Consider the following 26,442-nt stretch of genomic DNA (forward strand, 5'->3'; position numbering starts at 1 on the left):
ATGCCGACCAAGGCCGCGATTGTTGAGAAAGCCAAGAGAGCGAGTCGAGTTTCGATCGACGAGACGATCGCGCAGGACTCGACGATGCTCAGCAGTCAATTGCAGGTGTTGTTCGAGCGGTTGTTTTCGCCCGATGCCCGCAAATCGCTGCGGCGGTTCAGCAGCACAGAGACTGCCAAGCTGCTCGGCGTTACCGACAGCTATGTTCGCCACCTCGCCGCCCAAGTGGAAAACATCAATCCGGAAAAGACGGCGGCCGGTCGACGGGTGTTCTCGCTTGAGGAAATCCATGCAATGCGCCACCATCTCGGGCGCACCAAACCTTCCTATCTGCCCATGCGCAGGCCGGGGGACCATCTCCAGGTGATCGCCGTCACCAATTTCAAGGGCGGTTCCGGCAAGACGACGACATCAATTCACCTCGCGCAGTTCCTGGCTCTTCGCGGCTACCGCGTGCTCGCCGTCGACCTCGATCCGCAGGCGTCGATGTCGGCGATGCTCGGGTACCAGCCCGAATTCGATGTCGGCGAAAACGAGACGCTTTACGGTGCCATCAAATATGACGAAACGCGCCGCGACGTAGCCGACATCGTCCGCCAGACCTATTTTCCGGGGCTCGATCTCATCCCCGGCAATCTCGAACTGCACGAGTTCGAGCACGATACTCCAAAGGCGCTCGCCGACACCAATCGCGACGACAAGGACATGTTCTTCATGCGGGTCGGCAATGCGCTGCATTCGCTGGAGCAGAGCTATGACGTCGTCATCATCGATTGCCCGCCGACCCTCGGCTTCCTGACGCTGTCTGCTCTCTGCGCTGCCACCTCCGTCCTCATCACCGTCCATCCGCAGATGCTCGACGTCGCGTCGATGAACCAGTTCCTGACGATGACTTCCGACCTTCTGGCCGTGGTGAAGCAGGCAGGCGGCAATCTCGATTATGATTGGATGCGCTATCTGATCACCCGCTATGAGTCCAATGATGGACCGCAGGCGCAGATCGTCGCCTTCCTGCGCAGTCTGTTCGGCGAGCGCGTGCTGACCTCGATGATGGTCAAGTCCACAGCGGTCTCGGACGCGGGCCTGTCCAAGCAGACAATCTACGAGGCGGGACGCGAGACGATGCATCGCCAAACCTATGACCGCGGGGTGGAATCCGTCGACAGCGTCAATGCCGAGGTCGAGCAACTCATTCGCAGCGCATGGAGCAGGACATGAGCCCAAAAGGACGCGACATCCTGAAGAGCATGGTCGGTGCGGTCGAGCCGACACGGCCGGAGGTGCCGAGCGTTCAACAGCCGCATCGGCCATCGGGAGCAGTCAAGGCGATGAACCTGTCGCTCGGACGGCTGGGAGAGGAAGCAGCGGCCGCCAAGGCGCTGCGCGAATCGCTGGCCTCCGGCGACAAGGTGCTGGAGATCGATCCGGCTGCCGTCGAAATGTCCTTCATCCGCGACCGTATCCCGGTCGACAAGGATGCCGAGTTCGAGCGATTGAAGCAGTCCATCCAGGAAAGCGGACAGCAGGTTCCGATCCTGGTGCGGCCGGACCCGGGAAGGGCCGGGCGCTACCAGGCCGCCTATGGCCACAGGCGCCTGCGGGCCGCCGCAGAGATCGGGCTTCCTGTTAAGGCCGTCGTGCGAAAGCTCACAGATGAAGAGCTGATCCTTGCACAGGGTCAGGAAAATGGCCCCCGTGTCGACTTAAGTTTTATCGAACGGGCATTGTTTGCTCGTCGCATGGATGAACATGGCTTCAGCCGCGACATGATTGCCAAGGCGCTGGCGACGGACAAGCCGGAAACGTCAAGGCTCCTGCAGGTGGCACAGACGATCGACCCCGAGATCATTCTCGCCATCGGCCCGACCCCCAAGGTCGGTCGTCCACGCTGGTTGGCGTTTGCCGAGAAATTCAGAGAGACGGGCGGACAGAAGAAGGCGCGGGCTGCAATCAGTGCCGCCGGTTTTGACGCGTTGGAGACCAACAGCCGCTTCGATGTCATCTGGAAGGCACTGGAGGAGAAGAGCGCACCGCAGCGGGCCGAGCAGACGCTCCGGACCCAAGGCGGCGCGCCGCTTGCTTTGGTAGCCCGTTCCGGCAAAACCTTTCGCATCACCGCCAGATCGGCGGCGTTTTCGGAATTCCTGGCTCAGCGGTTGGTAGGCCTCGCCGCCGAGTTCGAAGAGGAAAATGAGGGAAAATGAGGCAGTTAGACCGGTTGTCAGCTGACAATCCGAATAGGAGATAACGCGCAAAAGAAAAAAGCCCCCGAACGTCACCGTCACGGAAGCTTTCCTCGTAGTCTTGAACACCTCCGAGAATCGCACTTCCGAGAATCGCTGTCAAGAGTATTTGGCGCCGTTTTGGTGAGTGGATTTCTTTTGCCTCGTTGAGGTGGAAGATATGGAAACCGGGAATGTGACGACGCCTTTCGGGCGGCGGTCGATGACGCTTGGCATGCTTGCAAATCAAGTCATGGCCGGGGAGATCAAGCCGGATCAGTCGGTCGATAAGTGGAAATTGTTTCGCGCGCTATGCGAAGCAAAGCCGCTGCTCGGCATCGGCGATCGAGCGCTTGCCGTGCTCAACGCTCTTTTGAGCTTTTATCCGAAGAATGAGCTGGCCCAGGGAAACGGTTTGATCGTCTTCCCGTCGAATATCCAGCTTTCGCTCAGAACGCATGGCATGGCCGAACAGACTGTGCGGCGTCATCTCGCCGCGCTCGTCGAGGCAGGTCTTCTGCTGCGCAAGGATAGTCCCAATGGCAAGCGTTATGTCCGCAGAGACAGGACAGGGGAGGTCAACGAGGCTTTCGGTTTCTCGCTTGCGCCGCTGCTTGCCCGTGCCGAGGAGATCGAACGGCTTGCGGCCGAGGTGATGGCTGAGCGGCTGCATGTCCAGCGTCTGCGTGAACGCATCACTCTTTGCCGCCGTGACATTGCAAAACTGATCGAAGCGGCAGTTGAAGAAGACATCCCTGGGGATTGGCAAAGCCTATACCGCGAATTCCGGGACCTGATCGAAGGCCTGCCGCGATCGCCGACAACAGCGCAGCTTGAACTGATGCTGGGTGAATTGACGGGCCTGCGCACAGACGTTCTTAACCAGCTGGAAATTCGAGTTAAATCAACAAAACAACGCGGCAATGCCGATTATATCGAGCGTCACATACAGAATTCAAATCCCGACTCCATCTCTGAACTTGAACCACGCTTCGAAACGAAGCAGGGCGCGACAGCTGAGCAAGACAACGACCGAGGGGCCGTGACGCCAAAGAAGGGTGGGGGTGAGACTGCCCATCCGCACGGTCAGAAGAAGGAGGAAGAGCAAAGTCGACGGGCGGGCGTCCGCAATGATGGTGGCGGACTGAAATCCTTCCCACTCGGCCTGGTTCTGCAGGCCTGCCCGGAAATCCTTACCTATGGGCCGGCTGGCGTAATCCGCAACTGGCGTGATCTGATGGCCGCGGCCGTCATCGTTCGATCGATGCTGGGCGTCAGTCCGTCGGCCTACGAAGAGGCGGCCAATGTGATGGGTCCGGAAAACGCCGCGACCGTGATGGCATGCATCCTGGAGCGCGGCGGCCACATCAATTCGGCCGGTGGCTATCTTCGTGGCCTGACGCGGCGAACCGAAAAGGGCGAATTCGCGATCGGGCCGATGCTGATGGCGCTTCTGCGGGCAAATGTGCCGGCCGGGCGGAAAGTTGGATAGGTCTTCGGCTCCGTGCGGCGGGCGCCCGTAGCTCGCGGCTTTGAGCGGCCGGGTAGCGATGTCGATCTTAATCTTAAAACGCCATCGGAATGGCAGGCGCTCGCAGGCGACCGGATGATCGGAGCGATCATGAAAGAGGAGAGGAGGGGCCTTGATCCTAAAACGCTACTCGTCTGACGTTTGAAGATACGGAATCCGCACCCCGCATCGATCGCCTACCGTACCATTCATGCGTTCGCACCCCATCGCTAAATGACGACTCGATCTTGCGAAGCTCGCTCCCGCTCATGGTAGCCGTCCAAGGGGCGGGCGTCTTCGTAGTGATCGGGTTAGGAGGCCTCCTGGAAATGTTGGCGGAACCGGGCCGACGTTGAGGTAAGTTGTGACGAGACGACGGAGAATCTCGCTCTACCGCGCCCGGCGAGAAACACGTGCCAAGCCGCGTCTTTGGCAACCTGACGTTGTGAAGGCGTGATCGATGCCATCCTTTTGTGCAGTCGTCAAAGACGGGGCCAGGTCTGCGACTCACAGACGACCTTAAGGACGCAGCCCTTCATCTTCAGCGCGTCGCCGGAGACCGTCAGGGAGCCGTCGTAAGTCTTTTTCGCATCTGGATCGGTGATCTTGCCCTCGTAGCTTCCGTCCTTGCCATTGAAGTTCCCGATCTGCTCGCCGGCATGCTTGCCGGATTTCAACGTGATGCAGTAGCCACTGCCACAGGGAGCGATCGCGGCGGTATCGCCAAGTTCGGTCTTCCAGTTCCCGACGATCGGGTCTTGTGCATAGGCGATGGCTGCGGAGGCTGCGAGTGCGGCGGCAGCGAAAATTATGCGGTTCATGATGTGCTCCTCGGTTGAATTGGCCCGGAGTCTACGGCTTTGCGCCATGCGAGGCTCGTAGCTTCTGGTATGCTCTGTCCGATTGGGACCTGCACTTTTGCGGAACTACTGATCGTAAGAAAAGAACGCCCAAAGCCAATCCGGAGAGGCATTGCCGGTTCGTCTCGAATACCACGACGTTCCTTTACGATGAGGGACGTTCACTTCGGGAAGAGGAACGTCAGCGCCACGCGGCAGCCGAGCCCTTGAGGTCCGTCCGTTCACGGGGGCATCCGCCCGATACCGGATCCCGGCCACGCGGCTGATTGGCTGCTGCAGATTGAAAGTCATTATTGCCGTCCGCAGTTCGGCGTCGGTCGTCCTTCCTCGCAGTGTTTGACTGCTGGCTGCGCCCCATTCGTGCCCGCCAGGTTGTTGACGTGGCTCGCATAGTTGTCTCGCGTATCCTGATCGAGCGCGGCAACGGGCGCGGCTAGAACCAGACCAGCGACGTTGCCCGCGGCGGTCGCCGCTCCGGTGGTCGCAACCAAGATCTGATCGCCAAGTCCGACGTGACTGTCGGTCAGCGTCTGCCCCTCCGAAATGCGCTGGCCAATGAGCTGCACGATTTGTGGCGATTCCGCGAACTTGCCGTGGTTCATGCTGTCGCCCGATTTGATCTTGGTAAGGTCGATCACCATGATCTTATTGTCCTCGAGCTCCTTCTTATACGGGGCCTGCTCCGGGTCGATGGCGCCGAGCCGGGAGACGTCGCCCCAGACCCGGCGCGAAAACGCCAGCGCCTTGTCGTCACGGGAGACAAACAGCGTGAACTGTGGGTGCTGCTTTCCCATATCGGCAATCTGCTGCCGGAACACGTCCACGTCGACGTCGGGAGCCGCCAGCATGACGTTCTTGAATTTCTCCGGCAGCCGGCCGTTGCGGATAGCCATCTGGCGCAAGGATTCCAGAGCCAGCCAATTGCCCATCGAATGCGCGAGGATCGAGACTTCCTTCACCTCGGGATCCTTTGCCAGATACTGGAAAAGCGTCTCGAGGGCGTTGCGGGTGTAGTTGGTGCTTTCGCGGTCATAGCCGTAGGCGAGCAGGCTGCCGCGCGACGGCCATGTCACCAGGACGGGCGCGCTATGGACGCCGGAGTCGTGAACGATCTGTGCGAAGCGGTAGACCGCATCCTCGAACCGGTTGTTGAAACCGTGAATGAACACGAGAACGCTGCCGTCAGGAGTTTTCCTGACGGTCGCGCTCAGCCACTTCTTGGCTTCGTCGACGTTAAGATCGTCGGCCTTCACGGTGGCGAAGTCCGTCGCCGGATTGGACGGCAATCTCTTCGGCCAGGCGACCTGTCCTTCCTTGCGAACCTTGCTGGGCGGAATCGAGATCGTCATGTCGGCGAAGGCCGGGGCCAGCGCACGTTCTCCGTTGAACATCTCGCCCGGAACGGTCGACCGGGTGCGGGTCGTCGCGATCAGCATGTCGACCTTCGGCGACTGCGGTGACGTGTCGGCCACGGGTGTCAGCACGTCCTTTGGATGGCCGCCGCATCCGGGTAGTGCCATGATCATTGAACATACAAGAAACCAACGAAGCCAGCTCGTTTGAGCCGATACCGGCGCTACGCCACTTTGACTGCTCACAGATCACCCTCATCAAAAAAATGTCTACAGACAGCCCCTCGATCGCCTCGTCCTAACAGTAGTAGACGCCGACCGCGCAGCGCCTGACGGTGCGCCGTGCCACTCCGGCGACGCTGACCGGCGTCAGCGGTCGGCCGATCCGGGCTTCGGCCGGGGTTACGATGCCGTCTGGCACGGGAATTGAAAATTTCTCAGCGACCTCAAGCCCGGAAATGCCAACGACCGCGGCAATGAGGAGCACTCTCACGCGTCTGAACAGGGTCATTGCTTCGCTCCTTTTGCGAGGTGATCGGGAAGTTCGTCAGTGTCCTTGAGCTTCGACAGATCGATCTTCTTGGCGTCCGTCGTATTTTTGAACGTGTAGTCCGCTGCCAGGACGTCGGCGCCCGTCTTCCAGTCGCTGATCTGGATGCTGTACTGCGGCCCCTGGTCGACCTGGTTCGCGGTGATCACGTAGCGGCAGGGATAGGGATGGTCGCCCTGAGCGATCCAGATCTGCCAGTCCACCTCCTTGGTGCGAAAGGCCAGATGATCGCATTCGACGCCGCCGATGACCCCACTGCCGAGATCCTTCACGTCGGTCACGCCGTCCATCAACGTGCCGTAGACGTCGGGCATTAGGAGGTCTGCACCGGGAACGGGGCGATGCAGTTTGTCCCGCATTTCGTCCACGAGGTGATCGATCGTGCCGGGCACCTCGGCTTGCGCATAGAGATTGGCGTCCTTGCCGAACATGGTCGCCGTCTTGCCATCGAATGTCATCTCGACATTGGCAAACCCGCCATGCCGGGTGACGCGGAGCTTGTCGGGTCGGCCCATCTCCATCTTGCCGGAGCTTGCAAGCAGGATCTTCTGATGGTCGGCGGTTACGACCTCGAGATTGGTGTCGTAGTCGAATGAGATCGTCTTCTGGGAGGCGAGATAGTCCGACATCGCCTTCACCAGCTTCTTGGCATCGGTTTCATCGGCACGGGTTGCCGACAAGGATCCGGACACAAACATGGCGAGCGCCCCCGCCGCGAGTACGGTCGCGAACTGCTGAGATCTTCCTGATGGTCTGGTCATCGATGCATGCCCTCCCGAGCGGATCGTTGCAATCCGGCGAACTCTACAGTCGGGCGACGGCAAACGCCCGTAACATCTGGTAGCATCTGTGCCGAAACGGCTCGGTGCGCTGCCCTCCCGCGGCGCTATCGTGGGACTAGCACAGCCGATCCTTGAGGCCGCCACAGCATCGACGCCTCCACCTCGTCGGACGCGGGAAGGCCAGCCTTTCTTATATCCGCGATCAGTCTTGCCCTGTCAGCGGGTCGGAAGTTTCTTGCCTTGAGTTCGGCCACCACGTTGGGAATGAAATCCGGCCGCATCGCCTCGAAACTGGAAGCCTCGCGGCGCGCGTCGTCCATCATCCCCGCATTCACGTAAATGACCGCGGCGACGGCATGGAAGAGCGGAAACTTCTGCAGATTCGCCTGCTTGATCTCGATGACCGCAGTCTCGTCGTCATGCAGCATATAGGCGGCGAGTGCGCGGGTGCCATGGTAATAGCCGCCGCCGCCTGGGTTGAGGGCAAGAGCGCGGTCGAGCAGTTCGGCACCCCGTTGCCATTCCCCACTCATCGCGACACGCGTACCAAACTCTCCAAGCAGTTCGGTATCGTTTGGATTGGTTGCCAATGCCTGTTCGCCGACGTGGAGGGCTTCGGAAACCTCCTGATGGAAGAACAACGCCGTCATCAGCGCCTGATGGGCGCGCGTGTTGTCCGGATCCAGTTGCACGGCGCGACGAGCCGCCTGCAGGCTGCGATCAATCGGAGCCGACCCGTTGGTGCTCGGATTGAACCGGAACCGGTCCTCGTCGAGATAGATGATGGAAAGCATCGCCCATGCGGTGGCAAAGGATGGATAGCGGGCGACGGCTCTTTCGAGGCACTGCCGCACGTCCAAGTGCCGTGTGGCACTCAATTCCGCACGGTATCCATAGAAGCTCAGCGTGCAGGCGTAGGCGCCAAGATCGTCAGGGGGCGGATTGGAGACGTCAGCCTGAGCCATGATGCCGTAGGGCTGGGCCACTGCGCTCGCCACCTTGTTTGCGACATCAGACTGAATGCCGAACAGATCGCCACTCTTGATGTCGTCGTCGTAGGTCTGCGACCACAGGATTTCGTCATTTTCGGTATCAAGCAGGCGCGCCGTCACGCGAATGCGGTCACCCGAAACACGAACGCCGCCCGCAAGGAGGAAGCGAGCGCCCAGCTCGCCACGCACCTGGGACGCCTCGACGCCGGATGGCAAGGACTTCGATGTCTCACGACCAAAAACCCTGATCTCCTTGAAGCGAGGAAGGGCGGTCAGAAGCTCCTCGGTCAGCCCCGCCGTATAAAGGGCAGCCTGCGGCCCGTCTCCGAGATTGGCGAACGGGGCGACGACGAGCGTCGGGCCTTCCTCGATGGATCCCTGCGATGTAGAGTCCAACCTTATGGGTAGCAAGTAGGCAGAAACGGCCAGCGCCACCATGACTACGCCGAGCATGATGCCAGCTCCAAGACCGAATGGCATCAATTTCTGAAATCGTTGACGCAGTGTCGCAAGCCGGTCGTCAGAAGACGCCGGGACCTCTTCATTCCAGACGAAAGATGGCGCGTAACCGCCTTTGGGGATGTCGATCCTGATCGGATCATTTTGTCCGGCGACCAAATAGTAGCGCTCCAGCGTGCGACGCAGCCGACCAGCCTCTATACGGACTACGGGATCGTCCTGCTTGAACCCTTCGCGCCGCTTGAATACTTCGATGGCAATCGAGTAGCCCTTGATGCGCTCGGCGCGGCCCGCAAGCGCCTCTTCCGTGACATAGGTGAGGAAGGCGGCGCTTCGGCCCACCTTCGGAAACTCATGACTGCAAAGGATACGTTCGAGTTGCGCGCGAATCTCGTCCTGGTTCGGTGGAGCACGAGACAAACACGGCGCTGCATCGCGCGCCGGTGGCGATTGATTCTGCATGGCCTTCTCCTCACCCGCTCTTGAGGCCGCGTATGCACGAAGTGGCTTTATTTTCCCAACGGACTGTAACCTACACTAGAAATTGAATGGCGTCCACAGAGGTAAGACCGTTGGGTTGTAGTCACTCCACGTCGGAACCGAACTATCCAGATTGTGTAGTACTGCCCCGATCACCGCACCATGTGTCCGCGCCGCCCGGCGCCGTACTGGTATGTTACAGTTACATACTTGCGCTTTTACAGTGCCCGGCGACGATCGCGGCCGCAGGCAACTCTGGTTGGATGGGGCGGAAGTGCTGCCGAAGGGGATTCGACAACTCATCGAACAATAGGAGTACGACAAATGTTGACGAAGCGAGATCTACTTCGCTCCGCCGCGGCGATCGCCGCCGGCGCCGCGATTGCAAGGCCAAGCCGGCTGATGGCGCAAAGCTATCCCGGCATCATCGAGGCCAAGAACATCGCTGAGGAAGGCTTCATCTACGGTCTGCCGCTGGTGATGAATTATGCAGTCATGAACGAGTTCGCCGTCGATCCGAAGTCCAGCCAGTTCAAGGCGCCGTTCAATAAGATCGACAACCTCAACCACGTGGCAACCTACGAAGATACGGCGGTCATCACGCCGAACAGCGACACGCCGTACTCCATTCTGTGGCTGGATCTGCGCGCCGAGCCGATGGTGATCTCCGTGTCGGCGGTGGAGAAGGAGCGTTATTATTCGGTGCAGTTGATTGACGGCAACACCTATAACTTTGGCTATATCGGCAGCCGCGCCACGGGCAACGTTCCGGGTTCCTATCTGGTTGTCGGACCCGACTGGAAAGGCGAGAAACCGGCCGGCATCAGCCAAGTCTTTTCCTCGACCACCCCATTCGTGTTCGCCAATTTTCGGACTCAGCTTATCAACGTCGAAGATATGCCGAACGTGGAAAAGGTGCAGGCTGGCTACAAGGCGCAGCCGCTTTCCGCTTTCCTGAAGCAACCCGCCCCGGCGACCGCGCCGAAGATCGATTTCCTGCCGGCCACCACTGCCGGAATCAAGGACAACTTCTTCCAATATCTCGACGCGGCACTGCAATACGTCCCCGAGACGCCAAGGGATAAGGAAATCCGCGCGAAACTGGCGAAGATTGGCATCGGTCCAAGCAAGACCTTCGAGTTGAAGGATCTATCGCTCGAACATAAGGCCGAAATGCTGATAGGCATGAAGCAAGGCGACGATAAAATCAACAAATGGCTCGCCAGCGGAAACAAACCCATCAACGGCTGGAACGTCAGCTCGCTTCTTGGCGACGAAGCCTTCTACAACGGCGATTGGTTGCTGCGAGCCGGAGCTGCAAAGGCAGGCCTCTATGGCAACGATGCAGCAGAGGCCATGTATCCTTTCACCAGAACGGATGCGACCGGGGAGCCGCTCGACGGCAGCAAGCACAACTACACTCTCACCTTTCCGGCCGGGCAGCTCCCGCCGGTGAACTCCTTCTGGTCGGTGACGATGTATGACGGCAAAAGCCAGCTCCTGATCAAGAACCCGATCAATCGCTACCTCATCAACTCTCCGATGTTGCCGGGCATGAAGAAGAACGAGGACGGCTCGCTCACCCTCTATATCCAGAAAGACAGCCCCGGAGCGGACAAGGAAGCCAACTGGCTTCCGGCCCCGGACGGCACGATCTATCTGGTGATGCGCCTGTACTGGCCGAAGACCGAAGCGCCTTCGATACTGCCGGCCGGCGAAGGGACGTGGCAGCCGCCCGGTATCAATGTGGCGTAATATTAGTACAGACCATGAATTATCTCGACCGGCCTGGTGTCGGATGTCGATGAGGGAAAAACAATGATACGCATGACGCGACTGATTTGCGCCACCGCCGCGATGGTGTTGATGGGCCTGGGCACCGCTTCCGCCGATACGGCCGCACGGTCCTACAAGATGACGACGCCTATCGCACCGGGCGTCGCCGTGCCGGACAAGATCGAGTCGTCGATCGGGACGCTGAAGCTCCATTACGGCTACCCATCGGAAGATACGGTCGACAAAATCTACGACAACCTGGACCGTTCGCGTGCGTTGCAGGCTTATCTGCTGGCAATCCCGATCGTCAATCAGGCCGGCATGCGCGACTCGCTGCGCAAGTTCGGACCAGACAACCAGACCAACGTGATCTGGGAAAGTCTGATGGATTCGAAGACCGTCGCGCTGACTGGCAACGACAACACGATCTACAACTTCATGTGGGTCGACACGAGCAAGGGACCGGTGGTGGCCGAGATTCCGCCCAAGGTACTCGGGACGGTCGACGACTTCTGGTACAAGTGGGTGGGCGACATCGGCATCACCGGGGCCGACAAGGGCGAGGGCGGCAAGTACCTCCTGTTGCCGCCTGGATTCAAGGGCGACATACCAGCCGGGTACCACGTTTTGCGGCCGAGCACCTTTGGCAGCTACTTCGTCTTTCGCGCTTTCCTTGTAGACGGCTCCACCCAACCCGCGGTCGATTCGGTCAAGAAGAACCTGCGGATCTATCCCCTGGCCGATGCCGCCAACCCGCCGCCGATGAAATTCGTCAATGCCTCTGGAATTCCTTCGAACTTTGTCTCACCGGGTGACTACTCGTTCTGGACCCTGTTGAACCAGGTCATCCAGGAAGAGCCGGCGGGCGGTTCCGATCCCACCACCTTGGGCCTGTTCGCCTCGATCGGCATCGAAAAGGGCAAACCCTTCGCACCCGACGAGCGGATGAAGAAGATCCTCGCCGACGCCGCCAACATCGGGGCCGTGACGGCACGGACGATCGCCTTCAAGATTCGCCCGAAGGATGCGTATTTTTATCCGGATAGTGCGTGGCGCCTGCCGTTTTTGGGCGGCTACAAGTTCGAGACAGCGCCCGGTGTCAGCAACTTGGACGGTGCCGTCTTCTTTTACTACTTTGCCATTGCGGTGACTCCGGCGATGGAGGAAAAAATGGTGGGCCAGGGCTCGCAGTATCCCTGGTCGGTGCAGGATGCGAGGGGCAATCCCTTCGATGGCGGCAAGAACTATAAGCTACGCCTGCCTCCCAACATCCCGGTCAAGGATTTCTGGTCGGTCATCGTCTACGACAACCAGACCCGCTCGATGGTCCAAACCGACCAGCAAGCCCCGAGCGTCAGCAGCCAGAGCAAAGGCGTCAATGTCAATGCGGATGGCTCGACGGATGTCTACTTCGGACCCAAAGCGCCGGCGGGGATGGAGAACAACTGGGTGGAGACGATTCCGGGCAAGGGCTGGTTCATGCTCCTTCGCCTCTACGGGCCGTTGGAGCCGTGGTTCAACAAGACCTGGAAGCCGGGCGAGATCGAACTGGTGCAATAGGGGAAACAGTCGAATCGAGCGGATGGTTCTCCATCCGCTCGATCTTCAGAAAATAGGCATAATCCAGATTCGGATCCATAACGGTCAGTCGAGCATCACGGCCGACCCGGCCTTGAATGGTCGCCCTGCGCGTTTGGACTGCTGCATGGACTGGGCTTCGCGGGTGCGCTTTCGGCGCTGGCACTTCCGGCTGGAGACATTCCACTCGCCCTGCTGTTCTTCAATGTCGGCGTCGAGGTCGGCCAGTTGATGTTCATTACCGTGGCAATCGGCCTGATCGCAGTTGTGAGGTTGGCGAGATATCCGGCTTGGCTTGGTCGTCATGCCTTCACGACGGCGACCTACGCGATCGGAGCGGTGGCGGCCTTCTGGTTCGTGGAGCGCGCAGCGGCGTTCTAGCAGGTGTGTCGGCCGCGGGGCCGTTGGTTACGGTAACATACGCTCCGATACGAGAGATTTGTATCATCATGTCCTGAGATCGCCTGCAGTCAGACGATCCACGTGAATGGATGAAACCGGATGGCAAACGGTGTTGGTTTCGTAAAGAGCTGCTTCAAGGACCGCGCTGATGCGATCGAGGAGTTCGCTTTGCGCAGCGAGGGGTTTCGCGACCTTTGCGACGACTTCGAGATCGCGAACAACGAGGAGGTGAGATGGCAACAGTCAACCGCTCCAGAGCGCGACGAGCGCCTCGCCGAATATAGGGAGCTAATCGACAGCATGCGGACCGAGATCGAGCAGTCCCTCGATAGAGCCGCAGTCGTCCCATTCAAACCGCGACGACGATAACCGCCACCAAGCATTCGATGTACTTCAGATCAATCGCTTCAGGAGGAACAATGATGATGAACAGACTTGGTATCTTCGCAGGCGCGGCGCTCGCCGGCTTCCTCGCGCTCACCGCGGGCGGGCGCGCCGACACTATGAGTTACGCCGATGCGGTCACGACTCTTGCCAAGGAGTGTGGGCCGGACATCAAGAAGCTCTGCAACGGCGAGAACCTCGGGAACGGCCGCATACAGGCCTGCCTCGAGAAGAATTCGTCGAAGGTCTCCCCGACCTGCACGGCGACCCTTGGCAGCGTTATGTCGTCGATCGCCCAGCGCCAGGAGGCGCAGGCGTCGGCGTTCAAGGTCTGCCAGCATGACATCTCCCAATACTGCAACAGCGTGAAGGGCGACGGGAACATCCTCTCCTGCCTGGTCGAGACGAAGCGCGTGGACAACAAGGCTTGCAACCAGGCAATCACCGACGCTGGATGGCGGTGAACCATGACCGGAAAAAGGGAGAACAAGATGATGGTTCACGGCCATCGCATTTCGCTGGCACTCGGCCTGTTAATGGCTCCGTGCATCGCCTCGGCCCAGCAGATCGACAACACGCAGATCATGACCACTCTCGGACAGGTCAAGGCGGCGGCTCCCGCCGTCGACGTCGCTCTGCTTGTGGAGGAAGCCAGTGCCAATGTCGGGAAGGGCGTCGCCACCCTGCCCAACTGGAACAAGTTGTCACAGCTATCGCAGTTGATCGTCGAGATCGATTTCGAAAACAACTCGACTGCCATCGAGCCAAAATCCTACCGCACTGTTGGGCTCATCGCCGACGCCCTGCACCATCCGGACCTGTTCCGGTACAAGTTCCTGATCGTCGGACACTCGAGCGCGACGGGGACCGCCAAGCACAATCTCGAACTCAGTCAGAAACGCGCCGACGCGATCAACGAAGCGCTGTCGACCACCTTTGCGGTTTCGCCAGATCGCCTTTTTTCAGTCGGAGCCGGCGAGGAATGGCCGATCGATCCGGGTCACCCGGAGTCGGCAGACAATCGACGGGTTCAACTAATCAATCTGGGACTGTTGAAATAACGCCACTCAGTGGAAAAAAGGGAGGAAGCAGATGCTTAGAATCTCCGACATGTGCCTAATCGCAATCGCAGCAGGTCTTCTATCGTCAACGCCGGTTCTCGCGCAGGACGCCATCTCGGCGCCCGCTCAGAAGACCATCGGCGCGCCTAAGTCAAAAATGGTGCCGTCGCTCGCCGTCCTCAACTCCGGAGGGGCGAGGCTCGAGAACGGCAAACTGACGATGAGCGGCATCTCGGCCGTGTCTATCGTGTTTGCCGACCGCCCGGTGCGCTCTGCCGGTCATGTGCTGACCTCCGAGTTCATCAAGCAGTGGGGCGAGGGGGCAGATAGCTTCGCCAAGGATCCTCCGAACGCGACGATATCGGTCCTGAGCGGCAAGGGCGACACAGTCGCTGATGCGGTCGTCGTCTTGAAGACACCGAAGCTCGAGGGAACAAATCTCACCTTCGAGGTGGCTGTGCTCGAAGGTGATCTCGCCGGAGCCGACGGCCCCGCATCGCTGTTCATCGACTGGTTTGCGGCACGTGGTCCTTACGGAGGGGTCGCCGTCGGAGGCGCTGGTTTTCGCGCCCCCGTCTGGCGTGGCGGATGGTATGCCCATCCGGGCGCCTATTACGGAGCGGGCGTCGTTGCGGGGGCCGCAATCGGTGCCGCAGTCGCAGAGGATCGTCGCTATTATCCGCCTCCGGCTTGCGGATATTACCCGTATCCACCCTGCTACTAGCACCAGGGTATCGCAACATGGCAGTGCTGGTTTCGGCGCGTTGGAAGGCTGACGGTCCTTCCAGCGGGCGTTGCAAGACCGAGGACGTCGCAGTTGGACCATCTATCGAATCCTGATCCAGTTCTGGAAATACTCGTCGGCACTGTGTTTCTCGTTGCGGTCATCTTCGTGCACGGCGCTGGTATCCGGAGCATCAGCCTTCAATTCAGCAAGTCATGGGCAGGCGTCACGAGGGCCACGCCGCACTGGCGTCTGAACTTGATGCTGGCCGCGACGATCGCCGCGCTGGCGATTCTGCATTTCGCAGAAACGCTGATCTGGGCGATGCCTCTCTATGTCAGGGCCATCATCCCCTCGATGCGTGACAGCTACTACTACGTGCTTGAGAGCTATACGACGCTGGGCGAGGGAACCGTCACCCTCCCGGATCGCTGGCGTCTGCTCGGCCCGATCATTGGCATGTCGGGCCTCTTCACCTTCGGTTGGACGGGTAGCGTCCTGGTCAGCATCATGACCGACTTCGGCAAGTTCGACCGCCTGCGGGCGAGGCAGGAGCGTGTGATAGAGGCAAAAGCGGAGTATCAGGATGCTCGCCCACTCGCTCACGACGTCGCGAGATTTCCAGAAGGCGGGTAAATCTGCCGGGCCGCGTCTTCCCAGACCTGTATACGGGCAAGATTATGGCAGCGCTTGACCGGCACAAGCCGTAGATCCGAAGCGCTCAACAACGACATGCCGGACATCAGCGGATAAGCCTTCGCTCCAGAAAACTCTGCATGTCGCGCCGTCCGTCTACCACGCAGTAGACGACGACATCCGTGCCCAGGATGCGATAGATCATGCGCCACGGCTTATGGTGCAGTTCCCGATATTCGGAAATTCCGATACCGGCCAACTCCTTCGGAATATTTCCGCGGGCGGGGAATTCTTCAAGCTCGGCGCAGGCACTCTCGATTTCCGTCAGGATGCGCTCTGCCGTCTCAGAGCCGTCGCGGCTAGCGATGAAGCGATAGAGATCCTCGATGTCGCGTTCCGCGTCCTCAGCGAAAAGAACACGATATGGCATCAGGATCGGCTGTCCGCCAGACGTTGGCGGATGCGGGCGAAGGATTCCGCAGCGGGGCGCAGTTTGCCCTCCTCGACCTTCCGGTTGGTGAGCGCCAGCACCTTCAGGAGCGCCAGCGTCTCCTGTGTTTCTTCGTATTGGCCGACATCCTGAAGGATGGCTTTCGCCTCGCCGTGAAGCGTAATGACGACCGGCTGCGGGTTATCCTTCAGTGTCCGGATGATCTCGGGCGCATGCGCCTTGAGATAGCTGATCGGCTTGACCTGTTCTGACAGCTTCATGCAGTTACTCCCTATCGACCAGAATATAGACCATCAAGTGGTCGATTGAAAGAAGCCTTTCAATGCCGGCGGCACACATTCCCGGCATCCGATTTTCCATCTTCGGTGCGGCCGCTTTTTTTACTCAACGCGTTCGAAAGAGAATGCCATTTCTTATAACGAAGTGTGTCTACTGATTTTATAGACTAAGCTTTGCAACCAGGGATCGGATCGTGGTGCCATGACCTACCTCCTCAGTCTTCTCGACAAAAGCCCGATCGAACAGGGTCTAACGGCCGCAGATGCGCTGCGGGCGACGGTAAAGATTGCCGCCCGGGCCGAGGAACTCGGTTATCACCGTTTCTGGGTCGCCGAGCATCATGCCATGTCCAATCTGGCGAGCTCGGCGCCGGAAGCGCTGATCGCCTATCTCCTTGCCAGGACATCGAGGATCCGCATCGGCTCCGGCGGTGTCATGCTGCAGCACTACAGCGCCTATAAGGTTGCCGAGACCTTTAATCTTCTGGCATCGCTTGCGCCCGGCCGCGTCGATCTCGGTGTCGGCAAGGCGCCGGGCGGCTTTCCGCTCTCGACGCGCGCCCTGCAGCTTGGCGTCGATCCGGCTAGGAAGCCCGATTTCGCAAGCCAACTTTCCGATCTCAACACATATCTCGCTGCCGACCCGAATTACGAGGGGGCGCAGGCAACGCCTTTCCCGCCGGCTGCTCCCGAACGTTTCCTCCTCGGCGCCAGCGTCGAAAGCGCCGAGCTCGCTGCCGAGAAGGGTTGGGAACTCGTTTTCGCCGGTCACCTGAACGGCGATCCTGACAATTTGCGCAGAGCCTTCGAGGCGTATGAGCGGGCATCCGGCGGCAAGCGCCCGATCCTGGCGCTCGCAGCCTTCGCCGCCGAAAGCGAGGACTATGCCCGCGAGCGCGTCGGCAAGCTGCGCATCGTCAAGGTGTTCCTGCCGAACGGCCAGACCGTTAATGTCGGCAGCGAGGAGCAGGCGGCCGAATTTGCCCGCCAGGCCGGCGTCACCGATTACCGCATCGAGGAAAAGGTGCCGAGCGTGCTGCATGGCACGGCGGAGCAGATCCGCAAGAAGCTGGACGAACTTCACCGCCGCTACGGGGTCAAGGAGTTCGTGCTCGACACGCCGGCGCTTTCGGCCGCCGAGCGCCTGGCCTCCATCGAGCTGCTCGCCAAAGAGCGGCTTTCCCTCGTCGCCTGACCGTTTCCAAAAAGGATTGATCCCATGGCTCAAAGACACGTCACGTTCGGCATCATGCTGCAGGGTCCCGGCGGTCACATGAATGCCTGGAAGCATCCAAGCGGACCGGCCGATGCCAGCGTCAATTTCGAGTTCTTCGTCAAGACGGCGCGCAAGGCGGAGGCGGCCGGCATCGCTTTCGCCTTCGTTGCCGACGGGCTCTACATCAACGAACAGTCCATTCCGCATTTCCTCAACCGCTTCGAGCCCATCGCCATTCTCTCGGCGCTCGCCGCCTCGACCTCGAAAATCGGTCTCGTCGGCACGGTTTCGACCTCCTACAGCGATCCCTTCACCATCGCCCGCCAGTTCGCCTCGATCGATCTCATCAGCGGCGGCAGGGCAGGGTGGAACGCGGTGACCTCGCCGCTCGAGGGCTCGGGGCGCAATTACAGCCGCGAACATCCCGAGCACGAACTGCGCTACGAGATCGCCGAGGATTATATCGATGCGATCAAGGGCCTGTGGGATTCCTGGGACGACGACGCCTTCGTCCGCAACCGCGAGACCGGCGTCTTTGTCGACAAGACGAAGATGCATCGCCTCAACCACAAGGGCCGCTTCTTCCGCGTCGAGGGGCCGCTCAATATCGGCCGTTCCAGTCAGGGCCAGCCGGTCGTGTTCCAGGCTGGCGCCTCGGATTCCGGCATCCGGCTCGCCGGCAAACATGCCGATGCCGTCTTCACCAATGGCGGGCCGTTCGAGGAGGCGCAGGCCTTCTACCGCCAGCTCAAGGACAGCGTAATTGCCCATGGCCGCAGTGCCGCGGAAGTCGGTATCTATCCCGGTATCGGACCGATCGTCGGTGCGACGCAGGAAGAGGCGGAAGCCAAGTATCAGGCGATCCGCAACCTCGTCACGACAGAGGAGGCACTGCTCTATCTCGGCCGCTTCTTCGATCATCATGATTTCAGAGTCTATCCGCTCGACGAGCCATTCCCGGAACTCGGCGATATCGGCAGGAACAATTTCCGCGCCACCACCGACCGCATCAAGAAGACGGCGCGGGAGAAAGGCCTGACGCTCCGCCAGGTCGCGCTCGATTCAGCAACGCCGCGCACGGCATTCATCGGCACGGCCGAGCATATCGCCGACGAGATCATCCGCTGGGTGGACCATGGCGCCGCCGACGGCTTCATCCTCGGTTTCCCTGTCATCGCCGAGGGCTTCGACGACTTCTCCAGATACGTTCTGCCGATCCTCACGGAACGCGGCTATTTCGATCCGGTCCTGAAGGGCGAGACGCTGCGCGACCATCTCGGCCTGCCCTTCCGCGAAAGCCGCTATGCGGCGGGCGCGGACCAGGTCGAGCGCGGAAAGGCTGTCGGCGCTTGAGGCGCTGACGAACCGCAATGAACATCATCGCTCAGAACTCGCACAGCAACGATCCGGTCGAGAAAGGTATCGCCGCCTATCTCGACGAGATCATCGCGCTTCGCCACGACCTGCACCAATATCCGGAGCTCGCGTTTCAGGAGCTCAGAACCAGCAAGCTTGTGGCATCCCACCTTTCCTCCTGGGGCTATGAGGTGGCGACGGGCATTGCCGGAACCGGCATCGTCGCCACCCTCAAGCGCGGCGATGGTAAAAAGCGGATCGGCATCCGCGCCGACATTGACGCGCTGCCAATCGAGGAGGCGACCGGTCTGGCTTATACCAGCAGCAATCCTGGTGTCATGCATGCCTGCGGCCATGACGGGCATACGTCGATCCTGCTCGCCGCCGCCCGTTATCTCGCCGAAAGTGGCAATTTCAGCGGCACGCTGCGGCTGATCTTCCAGCCCGCCGAGGAAATCGGCGCCGGCGCCCGAAAGATGATCTCGGAGGGCCTGTTCGAACGTTTTCCTGTCGATGCGGTCTTCGGGCTGCACAATTGGCCGGGTGTGCCGACGGGCCAATTCGGCTTCGTCGCCGGCCCGGCCATGGCTTCGGTCGACAAGGCGATCATCAAGATCATCGGCAAGGGCGGCCATGGCGCTGAACCGCACCGGACAGTCGATCCGGTGCTCGCTTCGGCCTCCTTCATCACCGCGCTGCAGAGCGTCGTTTCGCGCAATGTCGATCCGCAGGAGATGGCGGTCGTCACCGTCGGCTCGATCCATGCCGGCTCCGCCTCGAACGTCATCCCGGAAAGCGTCGAGATGCAGCTGACCATGCGGGCCTATAACGAGACGGTCCGCCAGCTGTTGCGAGAGCGCATTCCGGCACTGGCCCGCGCCCAGGCCGAAAGCTTCGGCGCTGAGGCGGATGTGAATTACCGCCTCGGCTTTCCGGCGCTGATCAACCATGCGGCGGAGACGGCCTTTGCCCGCGACGTCGCCGACGACGCACTCGGCCCCGCGGCGATCGAGAAGGATTTCCGGCCGAGGACAGCGAGCGAGGATTTTGCCTTCATGCTGCAGGCAAATCCCGGCAGCTATCTCTTCGTCGGGAATGGCGACAGCGCTCCTCTCCACAGCGCCCACTATAATTTCAACGACGCGATCATCGCGCCCGCCGCCCGTTACTGGGTGCGGCTCGCCGAAACCTTCCTCACTGATGACAACGGGTGATGAACGATATGAGCGATACGGTTCTCTATACCAGCCCTCTCGACCCACGCGCCAAACCGCTGATCGATGAATTGATCCACGAATATGACAGCCGCTACGGCAACTATTTCAATGCCGAAGGGGCTGCGGCCGAGCTGAACCGCTATCCTCCCGAAGCTTTTGCGCCGCCTGACGGCAATTTTCTCCTGTTGATCCGTGATGGCGAAACCATCGGCGGCGGCGCCTTCAAGAATTATGACGAACGCACGGCGGAGTTCAAACGCATCTGGACGCGCTCCGATCTGCGCCGTCAGGGCCTTGCCCGCAAGGTGCTGGTGGAACTGGAGGCCCAGGCCGCCCGCCAAGGCTATTCCAGCATCTACCTGACGACCGGCTTTCGCCAGCCCGAAGCCGTCGGCCTCTATCTGAACTACGGCTACACCGCTCTCTTCGACACCTCCGCCGATCCCGAGATCTACAAGAGCCTGCCCTTCGAGAAGGACATCAGCCATCTCGCTGACCCTGCGCACGAAGATGCCGAACCGCGCCTGCGCGTGGCCGGTGAAAATTTCTGAAAATGGCAAAGACCGACAATCATAAAAGGGAAGCACAATGGCACTGACAACGGATTTCGTGGGCATCGACCCCGGCAGCAGGACGGCAGGATCGAAGGATTATTCCCGTTATCACATCGTGCCGGCGCGTCATCCGGGCCGCCTGGCAGGCACGATCTTTGCTGCCGTCGTCATCATCGCCGTGCTCTATTCCATCTTCACCAATCCGCGCTGGGGTTGGGGCGTCTTTGCTGAATGGTTCTTTGCCGAACCAGTGCTCGTCGGTCTCGGCAGGACGCTGCTTTTGACCGTGCTTGCTGCCATATCCGGCTCCATCCTCGGAACGGCTCTGGCGCTTGCCCGCGTTTCCAAGTCGCCGCTGCTCTCCGGTCTCTCCTGGGGCTATATCTGGCTGCTGCGCTCGATCCCGGTCATCGTGCTGCTGCTGATCCTGAACAATCTCGGCTACCTCTATGAGACGATCAAGATCGGCATTCCCTTCACCGATACCGTCTTCCTCGACTATCCGACAGTGCAGCTGCTGACTCCCTTTGCCGCCGCCTTCCTTGGCCTGACGCTCAACCAGTCGGCCTTCTTCGCCGAGATCGTGCGCGGCGGTATTCTCTCGGTGGATCACGGACAGCTGGAGGCCGCCGCCGCACTCGGTCTGCCGCGCCGCCGCCAGGCCTTCCGCATCGTGTTGCCGCAGGCCATGCGCTCGATCCTGCCGACCGGCTTCAACGAACTCATCGGTCTGGCGAAGAGCACCTCCATGGTCTACGTGCTGGCGTTGCCGGAACTCTTCTATACGGTTCAGGTGATCTACCGCCGCAATCTCGAAGTCATTCCGCTGCTGATGGTCGCGACCGTCTGGTACCTGATCATCATGACGGTGCTGTCGATCGCTCAGCGCTATATCGAACGCTATTTTTCCAAAGGCGCCGTGCGCAATCCGACGCCATTGCCATTCCAGGTATTTTTCGAGCGTTTCCGCCGGCCGCTGCCTGTCCTCGAGACGGCGACCGACACGGTGCGCAAGATCGGTTTCCAGGATGCGGCGACGCTGCGGGCCGCAGGCGGCGCGGTGCGCATCCACGGCATTTCCAAAAGCTTCGGCTCGCTGAAAGTGCTCGATGATGTCGAGCTCAGCCTTCCCGCCGGCAGTGTGACCGCCATCCTCGGTCCGTCCGGCTCGGGCAAGTCGACGCTTCTGCGCGCCATCAACCATCTGGAGCGTGTCGATGAAGGCTTTATTTCGGTCGACGGCGATTTCGTCGGTTACAGCAGGAAGGGCGACACGCTCTACGAGCTCAAGGAGAAGGATATCCTCAAACGCCGCGCCGATATCGGCATGGTCTTCCAGAGCTTCAATCTCTTCCCGCATCTGACCGTGCTCGAAAACCTCATCGAGGCACCGATCCAGGTTCGCGGCGCCGGCCGCGAGGACGCCGTGCAGCTGGCGCAGGAGCTGCTGGCACGCATCGGCCTCAGCGACAAGATCAACGCCTATCCGCGCCAGCTTTCCGGCGGCCAGCAGCAGCGTGTGGCGATCGCCCGCGCACTGGCGCTCCGCCCGAAGGTGCTGCTCTTCGACGAGCCGACATCGGCACTCGATCCGGAGCTCGTCGGCGAAGTGCTCGACGTCATCAAGGAACTTGCCCGCACCGGCACGACGCTCGTCATCGTCACCCATGAGGTCGGTTTTGCCCGCGAAGTCGCCGACAGCGTCGTCTTCATGGAGAGCGGCCGCATTCTGGAGGCTGGCCCGCCGGCCCACATCTTCACACAAGCGGAACATCCCCGCACGCGGGAATTCCTCGCCAAGGTTCTCTAGCGCCTGATAGCGCTGGCGAAATGCCGGGCCGCGACGGGCTGCTCCGGCCGAATAACAATAACCACAACCTAAAGATGAAATGGAGAAGGGGCATGACATTTACAGATAGGGCAAGGCTTCTGATAGCGGGAGCCGTCACCATGGCCGCGATCGGTTTCGGTTCAGCGCAGGCGCAGCAGAAGTTCGATCTCAGCCCCGAGCAGCCGAACCGGCTGCGGGTGGAAAAGAACGAAAAGCGCATTGCCGAAGTCAAGGACTTCAAGTTCGTCGAAAACGGTGTCTTCACTGTCGGCATCAGCTCGAGCGGCAATCTGCCGCTGCATGATTATGCCTCCGATTCCAAGACGGTTATCGGTTACGACGTCGATCTGGCGCAGGCCATTGCCGACAGCCTGGGCCTGAAGCTCGAATTGGTTTCTGTTGCCTGGGCCGATTGGCCGCTGGGGCTGACCTCCGGAAAGTTCGACGCGGTGATCTCCAACGTGACGGTCACGGAAGAGCGCAAGGAGAAATTCGATTTCTCGACCTACCGCAAGGACGAACTTGGCTTCTACGTCAAGGCCGACAGCTCGATCACCTCGATCAAGCAGCCGAAGGATATTGCCGGCCTGAAGGTCATCACCGATGCCGGCACCAACCAGGAGAAGATCCTGCTGGAATGGGATCGCGAGAACGTCGCCGCCGGCCTGAAGCCAATCGAGGTGCAATATTATGACGACGACGCGGTCAAGGATCTCGCCGTTCAGTCCGGCAGAGCAGACACCGTCTTCAGCGTGAACGCGACGCAAGCCTATTCGGCGGGGATCAACGGCAAGACCAAGCTCGTCGGCACCGTCAGCGGTGGTTGGCCGATCACGGCGGAAATTGCCGTCACCACACGCAAGGGCAGCGGCCTGGCAGCGCCCTTGACCGATGTCGTCAACGATCTGATCGCCAGCGGCGCCTACCGGAAGATCCTCGATACGTGGAACCTCGGTCCCGAAGCGATCGACAAAGCCCAGATCAACCCGCCCGGCCTGCCGAAGAGCGGCTCCTGATCGATCCCTATTGGGCCGGCGGCAATGCTGCCGGCCATTCCTCCCTGACAATTTGGAGATTGAAGACGATGATTGCCTTTCCGGCATTCCGGACCCTGCTGATCGCCGCCATAGCGTCAGCCCTTTCCTACGGCGCAGCTCATGCAGCCGAGGATTTCGACCTCAGCCCAGAGCAGCCGGGTCGGCTTCACGCCGCCAAGAACGATGCGGCGATTGCCGCAATCCCCAAGGATTTCAAGTTCGTCACACCAGGCAAGTTCACCATCGCCGTCAGTCCCGGCGGCCCGCCGCTTGCCACCTATGCCACCGACGCCAAGACCGTGGTCGGGGCAGATCCCGACTATGCCTATGCCATCGCCGACAGCCTCGGCCTGACGCTGGAGATCGTGCCGGTCGCCTGGATCGACTGGCCGCTCGGCCTCGCCTCGGGCAAGTATGATGCCGTCATCTCCAATGTCGGTGTCACCGAGCAGCGCAAGGAAAAATTCGATTTTTCCACCTACCGCCAGGGCCTGCATGGTTTCTTCGTGAAATCCGACAGCCCTGTGACCTCGATCAAGGAGCCCAAGGATGCGGCGGGCCTCAGGATCATTGTCGGGGCCGGCACCAACCAGGAGCGCATCCTGGTGAAGTGGAGCGAGGAAGATGTTGCCGCGGGCCTGAAACCGATCGAGCTGCAATATTACGACGACGAGGCGGCAAGCCTTCTCGCGCTGCGTTCCGACCGGGCCGATGTCATCGTCCAACCGCATGCACAGCTCGTCTTCATCGCCGCGCGCGACAAGAACATCAAGCGCGTCGGCACGCTGAGCGCCGGCTGGCCGGATCGCTCGGACGTCGCGATCACCACCCGCAAGGGAAGCGGGCTGGCCGATGCGCTGACTGTCGCCACCAACGGGCTGATCAAGGACGGCACCTACGCAAGAATCCTCGACCACTGGCATCTTGCCGAGGAAGCCTTGCCGGCATCGGAGACCAACCCGCCCGGCCTGCCGAAATACTGATCATCGGATGGCACGAGTGGAAGGGACGACATGAGCGGCCGCAACATATCCATCAGCCATATCGGCTTCCTCACCCCCGGCAACTATCCCGACGACAATCCGTTGTCAGGATTGGAGCAAACGCTTGAGCAACTGCAATATGGCGAAGATCTGGGCTTCGCCAGCGCCTGGGTCCGCCAGCGGCACCTGGAGCCCGGAATCTCTTCCGCGAGCGCCTTCCTGGCGGCGGCGACGCAGCGAACCAGCCGGATCGAGCTTGGAACCGCGGTCATCCCGATCGGTTACGAGAGCCCTTACCGGCTAGCCGAAGATCTCGCCACCGTCGATGTTCTGTCGCGCGGACGGCTGAATATCGGCGTCAGCGCCGGCCGGCCGCTGCACGCCGAGCTGATTGCCCCGCTCGTCTTCGACGGCGACTGGACGGGGTACGATTTTTCGCATGATCGTGTGTTGCGCTTTGCCAGCAATCTGCGTGGCACTTATCTTGGCGACGAGCAGACCTTGATCAAAACGCCCTTCGGCCCGCAGCGGCCGCGGCTGCAACCTTATGCGAAGGGCCTGATCGACCGGATCTGGTATGGCGGCGGGTCGCAGCGCTCGGCCGAATGGGCCGGCCGCAATGGCTTCAACCTGTTGACCGGCAATGTGATAACGGGTGAGGGGACCGATGATTTCTTCACCGCGCAATCGCAGCTGATCGAAACCTATCGCGCGGCGGGCACGCAGCGCCGGGTCGCGCTGGGCCGCGTCATCGTGCCTTTCGATAGCGCCGATGCGGCAACGCGGCGCCGGTATCGAGACTATGCCGATGGCCGTGAGGAGCGGACGCTTTCGCCGCAGGGCGAGCGGTGCGCGCTGTTCGCCCGTGATGTCGTCGGCACATCGGACGAGATATTGACGCAGCTGTTTGCCGATCCGATCCTGCCCGAGGTCAGCGAGTTGAGGCTGGAGCTCCCCTACGAATTCGAGCACGAGGAGTATCGACAGATTCTCCACGACTTCGTGACGCTGATCGCACCGGAGCTCGGATGGAAAGCGCCATCCGACATTCGGGCCGCTTCCTGAAAATGCCGTCGCCCATTCGACGCCAGAACAATCACCTCACAGGGAACATTCATCAGTGACCAAATCGGTAGAATATTTCTTTTCGATCGGCTCGCCCTGGTCGTATATCGGCTTCGATGCCTTCGCCGAACTTGCGGCGAAGAACGACGTCGTCATCACGCCCTACCTGACGACGGTGGTCGAGGAAAATGGTGGTATCTTTTCGCGCAACCGCCCGGAGATCCGGCGCGCCTACTGGACGCGAGACCTCAAGCGCTGGGCGCGCTTGCGCGGCAAGGAACTGCGGCTCGAACATCGCCCGGATCTGAGCGATCCGACGCCGGCGTCCCTCTTCGTGATTGCGGCTTACCTCGACGGACAGGATTGGATCGGCGTTGCCCGCGCCCTGCAGCACGCCTTCTGGAGCGAGGCGAAGGATATCGGCAAGCCCGATGTGCGCGAAGCAATCGTGACATCAGCAGGTTTCGATGGCGCAGCACTCCTCAGACGACAAGCCGATGACGATGTCCAGAACAAATGGTCGGCGGACCGCGTGCATGCGCGCGACAGCGGCGTCTTCGGCTTTCCCACATATGTCTTTGACGGCGAGATCTATTGGGGGCAGGACAATTTGCCCTTCCTCGAACGTCATCTTCACGGCGACAAGCCTTAGGCTTGATCAAGCAATGTGACCGCAATGAATTGCA

26 protein-coding genes and 2 pseudogenes are annotated in these 26,442 nt (G+C 60.5%); 20 read left to right on the plus strand and 8 right to left on the minus strand.

The window, feature by feature from the left end:
• The 3 genes from repA (at position 1) to repC (ending at position 3,714) form a co-directional block, all read left to right on the plus strand.
• Positions 1-1,218 carry a plasmid partitioning protein RepA gene (gene repA, locus ACS4RR_RS26385; RefSeq protein ID WP_260112087.1) on the plus strand — a complete coding sequence of 406 codons (1,218 nt, stop codon included), beginning with the start codon at positions 1-3 and terminating at the stop codon, positions 1,216-1,218.
• A complete protein-coding gene (repB, locus tag ACS4RR_RS26390) occupies positions 1,215-2,204 on the plus strand; it encodes a plasmid partitioning protein RepB (protein ID WP_260112088.1) in 990 nt (329 codons plus the stop codon). Before repA ends, repB begins: the two co-directional genes overlap by 4 nt.
• A gap of 199 nt (positions 2,205-2,403) precedes the next feature.
• Entirely contained in the window at positions 2,404-3,714 is a 1,311-nt protein-coding gene (repC, locus tag ACS4RR_RS26395; RefSeq protein ID WP_456190418.1) for a plasmid replication protein RepC, read from the plus strand.
• A 500-nt stretch (positions 3,715-4,214) separates the two neighbouring features.
• Here repC and ACS4RR_RS26400 read toward each other — a convergent pair whose 3' ends face one another.
• The 6 genes and pseudogenes from ACS4RR_RS26400 to ACS4RR_RS26425 all read right to left on the minus strand — a co-directional run bounded on the left by ACS4RR_RS26400 (position 4,215) and on the right by ACS4RR_RS26425 (position 9,189).
• Positions 4,215-4,553, minus strand: coding sequence for a DUF2147 domain-containing protein (locus ACS4RR_RS26400; protein ID WP_017968843.1), 339 nt, complete (start codon positions 4,551-4,553; stop codon positions 4,215-4,217).
• A 200-nt stretch (positions 4,554-4,753) separates the two neighbouring features.
• A pseudogene (locus ACS4RR_RS26405) lies at positions 4,754-4,868 on the minus strand (transporter); the annotation flags it as partial.
• A gap of 14 nt (positions 4,869-4,882) precedes the next feature.
• Positions 4,883-6,112 carry an alpha/beta hydrolase gene (locus tag ACS4RR_RS26410; protein ID WP_170281418.1) on the minus strand — a complete coding sequence of 410 codons (1,230 nt, stop codon included), beginning with the start codon at positions 6,110-6,112 and terminating at the stop codon, positions 4,883-4,885.
• Positions 6,113-6,242: 130 nt separating this feature from the next.
• Entirely contained in the window at positions 6,243-6,455 is a 213-nt protein-coding gene (locus ACS4RR_RS26415) for a hypothetical protein (RefSeq protein WP_064245806.1), read from the minus strand.
• The gene (locus ACS4RR_RS26420) at positions 6,452-7,255 is read right to left on the minus strand and encodes a DUF2092 domain-containing protein (protein ID WP_409995344.1); all 804 of its coding nucleotides are present in this window, start codon (positions 7,253-7,255) and stop codon (positions 6,452-6,454) included. The genes ACS4RR_RS26415 and ACS4RR_RS26420 overlap by 4 nt, the downstream gene beginning before the upstream one ends.
• Before the next feature lie 125 nt (positions 7,256-7,380).
• Entirely contained in the window at positions 7,381-9,189 is a 1,809-nt protein-coding gene (locus tag ACS4RR_RS26425; protein ID WP_222384947.1) for an adenylate cyclase, read from the minus strand.
• A 342-nt stretch (positions 9,190-9,531) separates the two neighbouring features.
• Between ACS4RR_RS26425 and ACS4RR_RS26430 the strand changes: the two genes are divergently transcribed.
• The 8 genes and pseudogenes from ACS4RR_RS26430 to ACS4RR_RS26465 all read left to right on the plus strand — a co-directional run bounded on the left by ACS4RR_RS26430 (position 9,532) and on the right by ACS4RR_RS26465 (position 15,768).
• Positions 9,532-10,962 (plus strand): DUF1254 domain-containing protein, encoded by a 1,431-nt coding sequence (locus tag ACS4RR_RS26430; RefSeq protein WP_222385026.1) that lies wholly within the window; start codon positions 9,532-9,534, stop codon positions 10,960-10,962.
• A 63-nt stretch (positions 10,963-11,025) separates the two neighbouring features.
• Positions 11,026-12,543: a DUF1254 domain-containing protein gene (locus ACS4RR_RS26435; protein ID WP_260299762.1), complete on the plus strand. Its 1,518-nt coding sequence runs from the start codon at positions 11,026-11,028 to the stop codon at positions 12,541-12,543.
• A gap of 67 nt (positions 12,544-12,610) precedes the next feature.
• Positions 12,611-12,942 (plus strand): annotated as a pseudogene (locus ACS4RR_RS26440) (HupE/UreJ family protein); the annotation flags it as partial.
• A gap of 120 nt (positions 12,943-13,062) precedes the next feature.
• Entirely contained in the window at positions 13,063-13,332 is a 270-nt protein-coding gene (locus tag ACS4RR_RS26445) for a hypothetical protein (protein ID WP_064245797.1), read from the plus strand.
• 50 nt (positions 13,333-13,382) lie between these two features.
• Positions 13,383-13,811, plus strand: coding sequence for a cysteine rich repeat-containing protein (locus tag ACS4RR_RS26450; RefSeq protein WP_260112091.1), 429 nt, complete (start codon positions 13,383-13,385; stop codon positions 13,809-13,811).
• Positions 13,812-13,838: 27 nt separating this feature from the next.
• Positions 13,839-14,408, plus strand: a complete 570-nt coding sequence (locus ACS4RR_RS26455; protein WP_260112092.1) for an OmpA family protein — start codon at positions 13,839-13,841, stop codon at positions 14,406-14,408.
• Between the two features lie 31 nt (positions 14,409-14,439).
• Positions 14,440-15,132: a hypothetical protein gene (locus tag ACS4RR_RS26460; protein ID WP_072637588.1), complete on the plus strand. Its 693-nt coding sequence runs from the start codon at positions 14,440-14,442 to the stop codon at positions 15,130-15,132.
• A 93-nt stretch (positions 15,133-15,225) separates the two neighbouring features.
• The gene (locus ACS4RR_RS26465) at positions 15,226-15,768 is read left to right on the plus strand and encodes a two pore domain potassium channel family protein (protein ID WP_222384950.1); all 543 of its coding nucleotides are present in this window, start codon (positions 15,226-15,228) and stop codon (positions 15,766-15,768) included.
• A gap of 106 nt (positions 15,769-15,874) precedes the next feature.
• Here ACS4RR_RS26465 and ACS4RR_RS26470 read toward each other — a convergent pair whose 3' ends face one another.
• Positions 15,875-16,198: a type II toxin-antitoxin system RelE/ParE family toxin gene (locus ACS4RR_RS26470; protein WP_222384951.1), complete on the minus strand. Its 324-nt coding sequence runs from the start codon at positions 16,196-16,198 to the stop codon at positions 15,875-15,877.
• Complete coding sequence (locus ACS4RR_RS26475; RefSeq protein WP_222384952.1) at positions 16,198-16,479, minus strand: type II toxin-antitoxin system Phd/YefM family antitoxin; 282 nt, start codon at positions 16,477-16,479, stop codon at positions 16,198-16,200. The genes ACS4RR_RS26470 and ACS4RR_RS26475 overlap by 1 nt, the downstream gene beginning before the upstream one ends.
• 220 nt (positions 16,480-16,699) lie before the next feature.
• Between ACS4RR_RS26475 and ACS4RR_RS26480 the strand changes: the two genes are divergently transcribed.
• The 9 genes from ACS4RR_RS26480 (at position 16,700) to ACS4RR_RS26520 (ending at position 26,408) form a co-directional block, all read left to right on the plus strand.
• Positions 16,700-17,692, plus strand: coding sequence for an LLM class flavin-dependent oxidoreductase (locus ACS4RR_RS26480; protein WP_260112093.1), 993 nt, complete (start codon positions 16,700-16,702; stop codon positions 17,690-17,692).
• 24 nt (positions 17,693-17,716) lie between these two features.
• A complete protein-coding gene (locus tag ACS4RR_RS26485) occupies positions 17,717-19,066 on the plus strand; it encodes an LLM class flavin-dependent oxidoreductase (RefSeq protein ID WP_260112094.1) in 1,350 nt (449 codons plus the stop codon).
• Between the two features lie 17 nt (positions 19,067-19,083).
• Positions 19,084-20,283: a M20 aminoacylase family protein gene (locus tag ACS4RR_RS26490; RefSeq protein WP_456190419.1), complete on the plus strand. Its 1,200-nt coding sequence runs from the start codon at positions 19,084-19,086 to the stop codon at positions 20,281-20,283.
• A complete protein-coding gene (locus tag ACS4RR_RS26495) occupies positions 20,280-20,837 on the plus strand; it encodes a GNAT family N-acetyltransferase (protein ID WP_260112096.1) in 558 nt (185 codons plus the stop codon). The genes ACS4RR_RS26490 and ACS4RR_RS26495 overlap by 4 nt, the downstream gene beginning before the upstream one ends.
• Before the next feature lie 37 nt (positions 20,838-20,874).
• Positions 20,875-22,650, plus strand: a complete 1,776-nt coding sequence (locus ACS4RR_RS26500; RefSeq protein ID WP_311202899.1) for an amino acid ABC transporter permease/ATP-binding protein — start codon at positions 20,875-20,877, stop codon at positions 22,648-22,650.
• Positions 22,651-22,742: 92 nt separating this feature from the next.
• A complete protein-coding gene (locus ACS4RR_RS26505; RefSeq protein WP_170255395.1) occupies positions 22,743-23,687 on the plus strand; it encodes an ABC transporter substrate-binding protein in 945 nt (314 codons plus the stop codon).
• Positions 23,688-23,755: 68 nt separating this feature from the next.
• Positions 23,756-24,691: an ABC transporter substrate-binding protein gene (locus tag ACS4RR_RS26510; protein ID WP_170255396.1), complete on the plus strand. Its 936-nt coding sequence runs from the start codon at positions 23,756-23,758 to the stop codon at positions 24,689-24,691.
• A 30-nt stretch (positions 24,692-24,721) separates the two neighbouring features.
• Positions 24,722-25,756 (plus strand): LLM class flavin-dependent oxidoreductase, encoded by a 1,035-nt coding sequence (locus tag ACS4RR_RS26515; protein ID WP_260112097.1) that lies wholly within the window; start codon positions 24,722-24,724, stop codon positions 25,754-25,756.
• 55 nt (positions 25,757-25,811) lie between these two features.
• Positions 25,812-26,408 (plus strand): 2-hydroxychromene-2-carboxylate isomerase, encoded by a 597-nt coding sequence (locus ACS4RR_RS26520; protein WP_003555680.1) that lies wholly within the window; start codon positions 25,812-25,814, stop codon positions 26,406-26,408.
• The last annotated feature ends 34 nt before the right edge of the window (positions 26,409-26,442 follow it).

The organism is Rhizobium zaerense, assembly GCF_051810725.1.
GTDB classification, from domain to species: Bacteria; Pseudomonadota; Alphaproteobacteria; order Rhizobiales; family Rhizobiaceae; genus Rhizobium; species Rhizobium leguminosarum_I.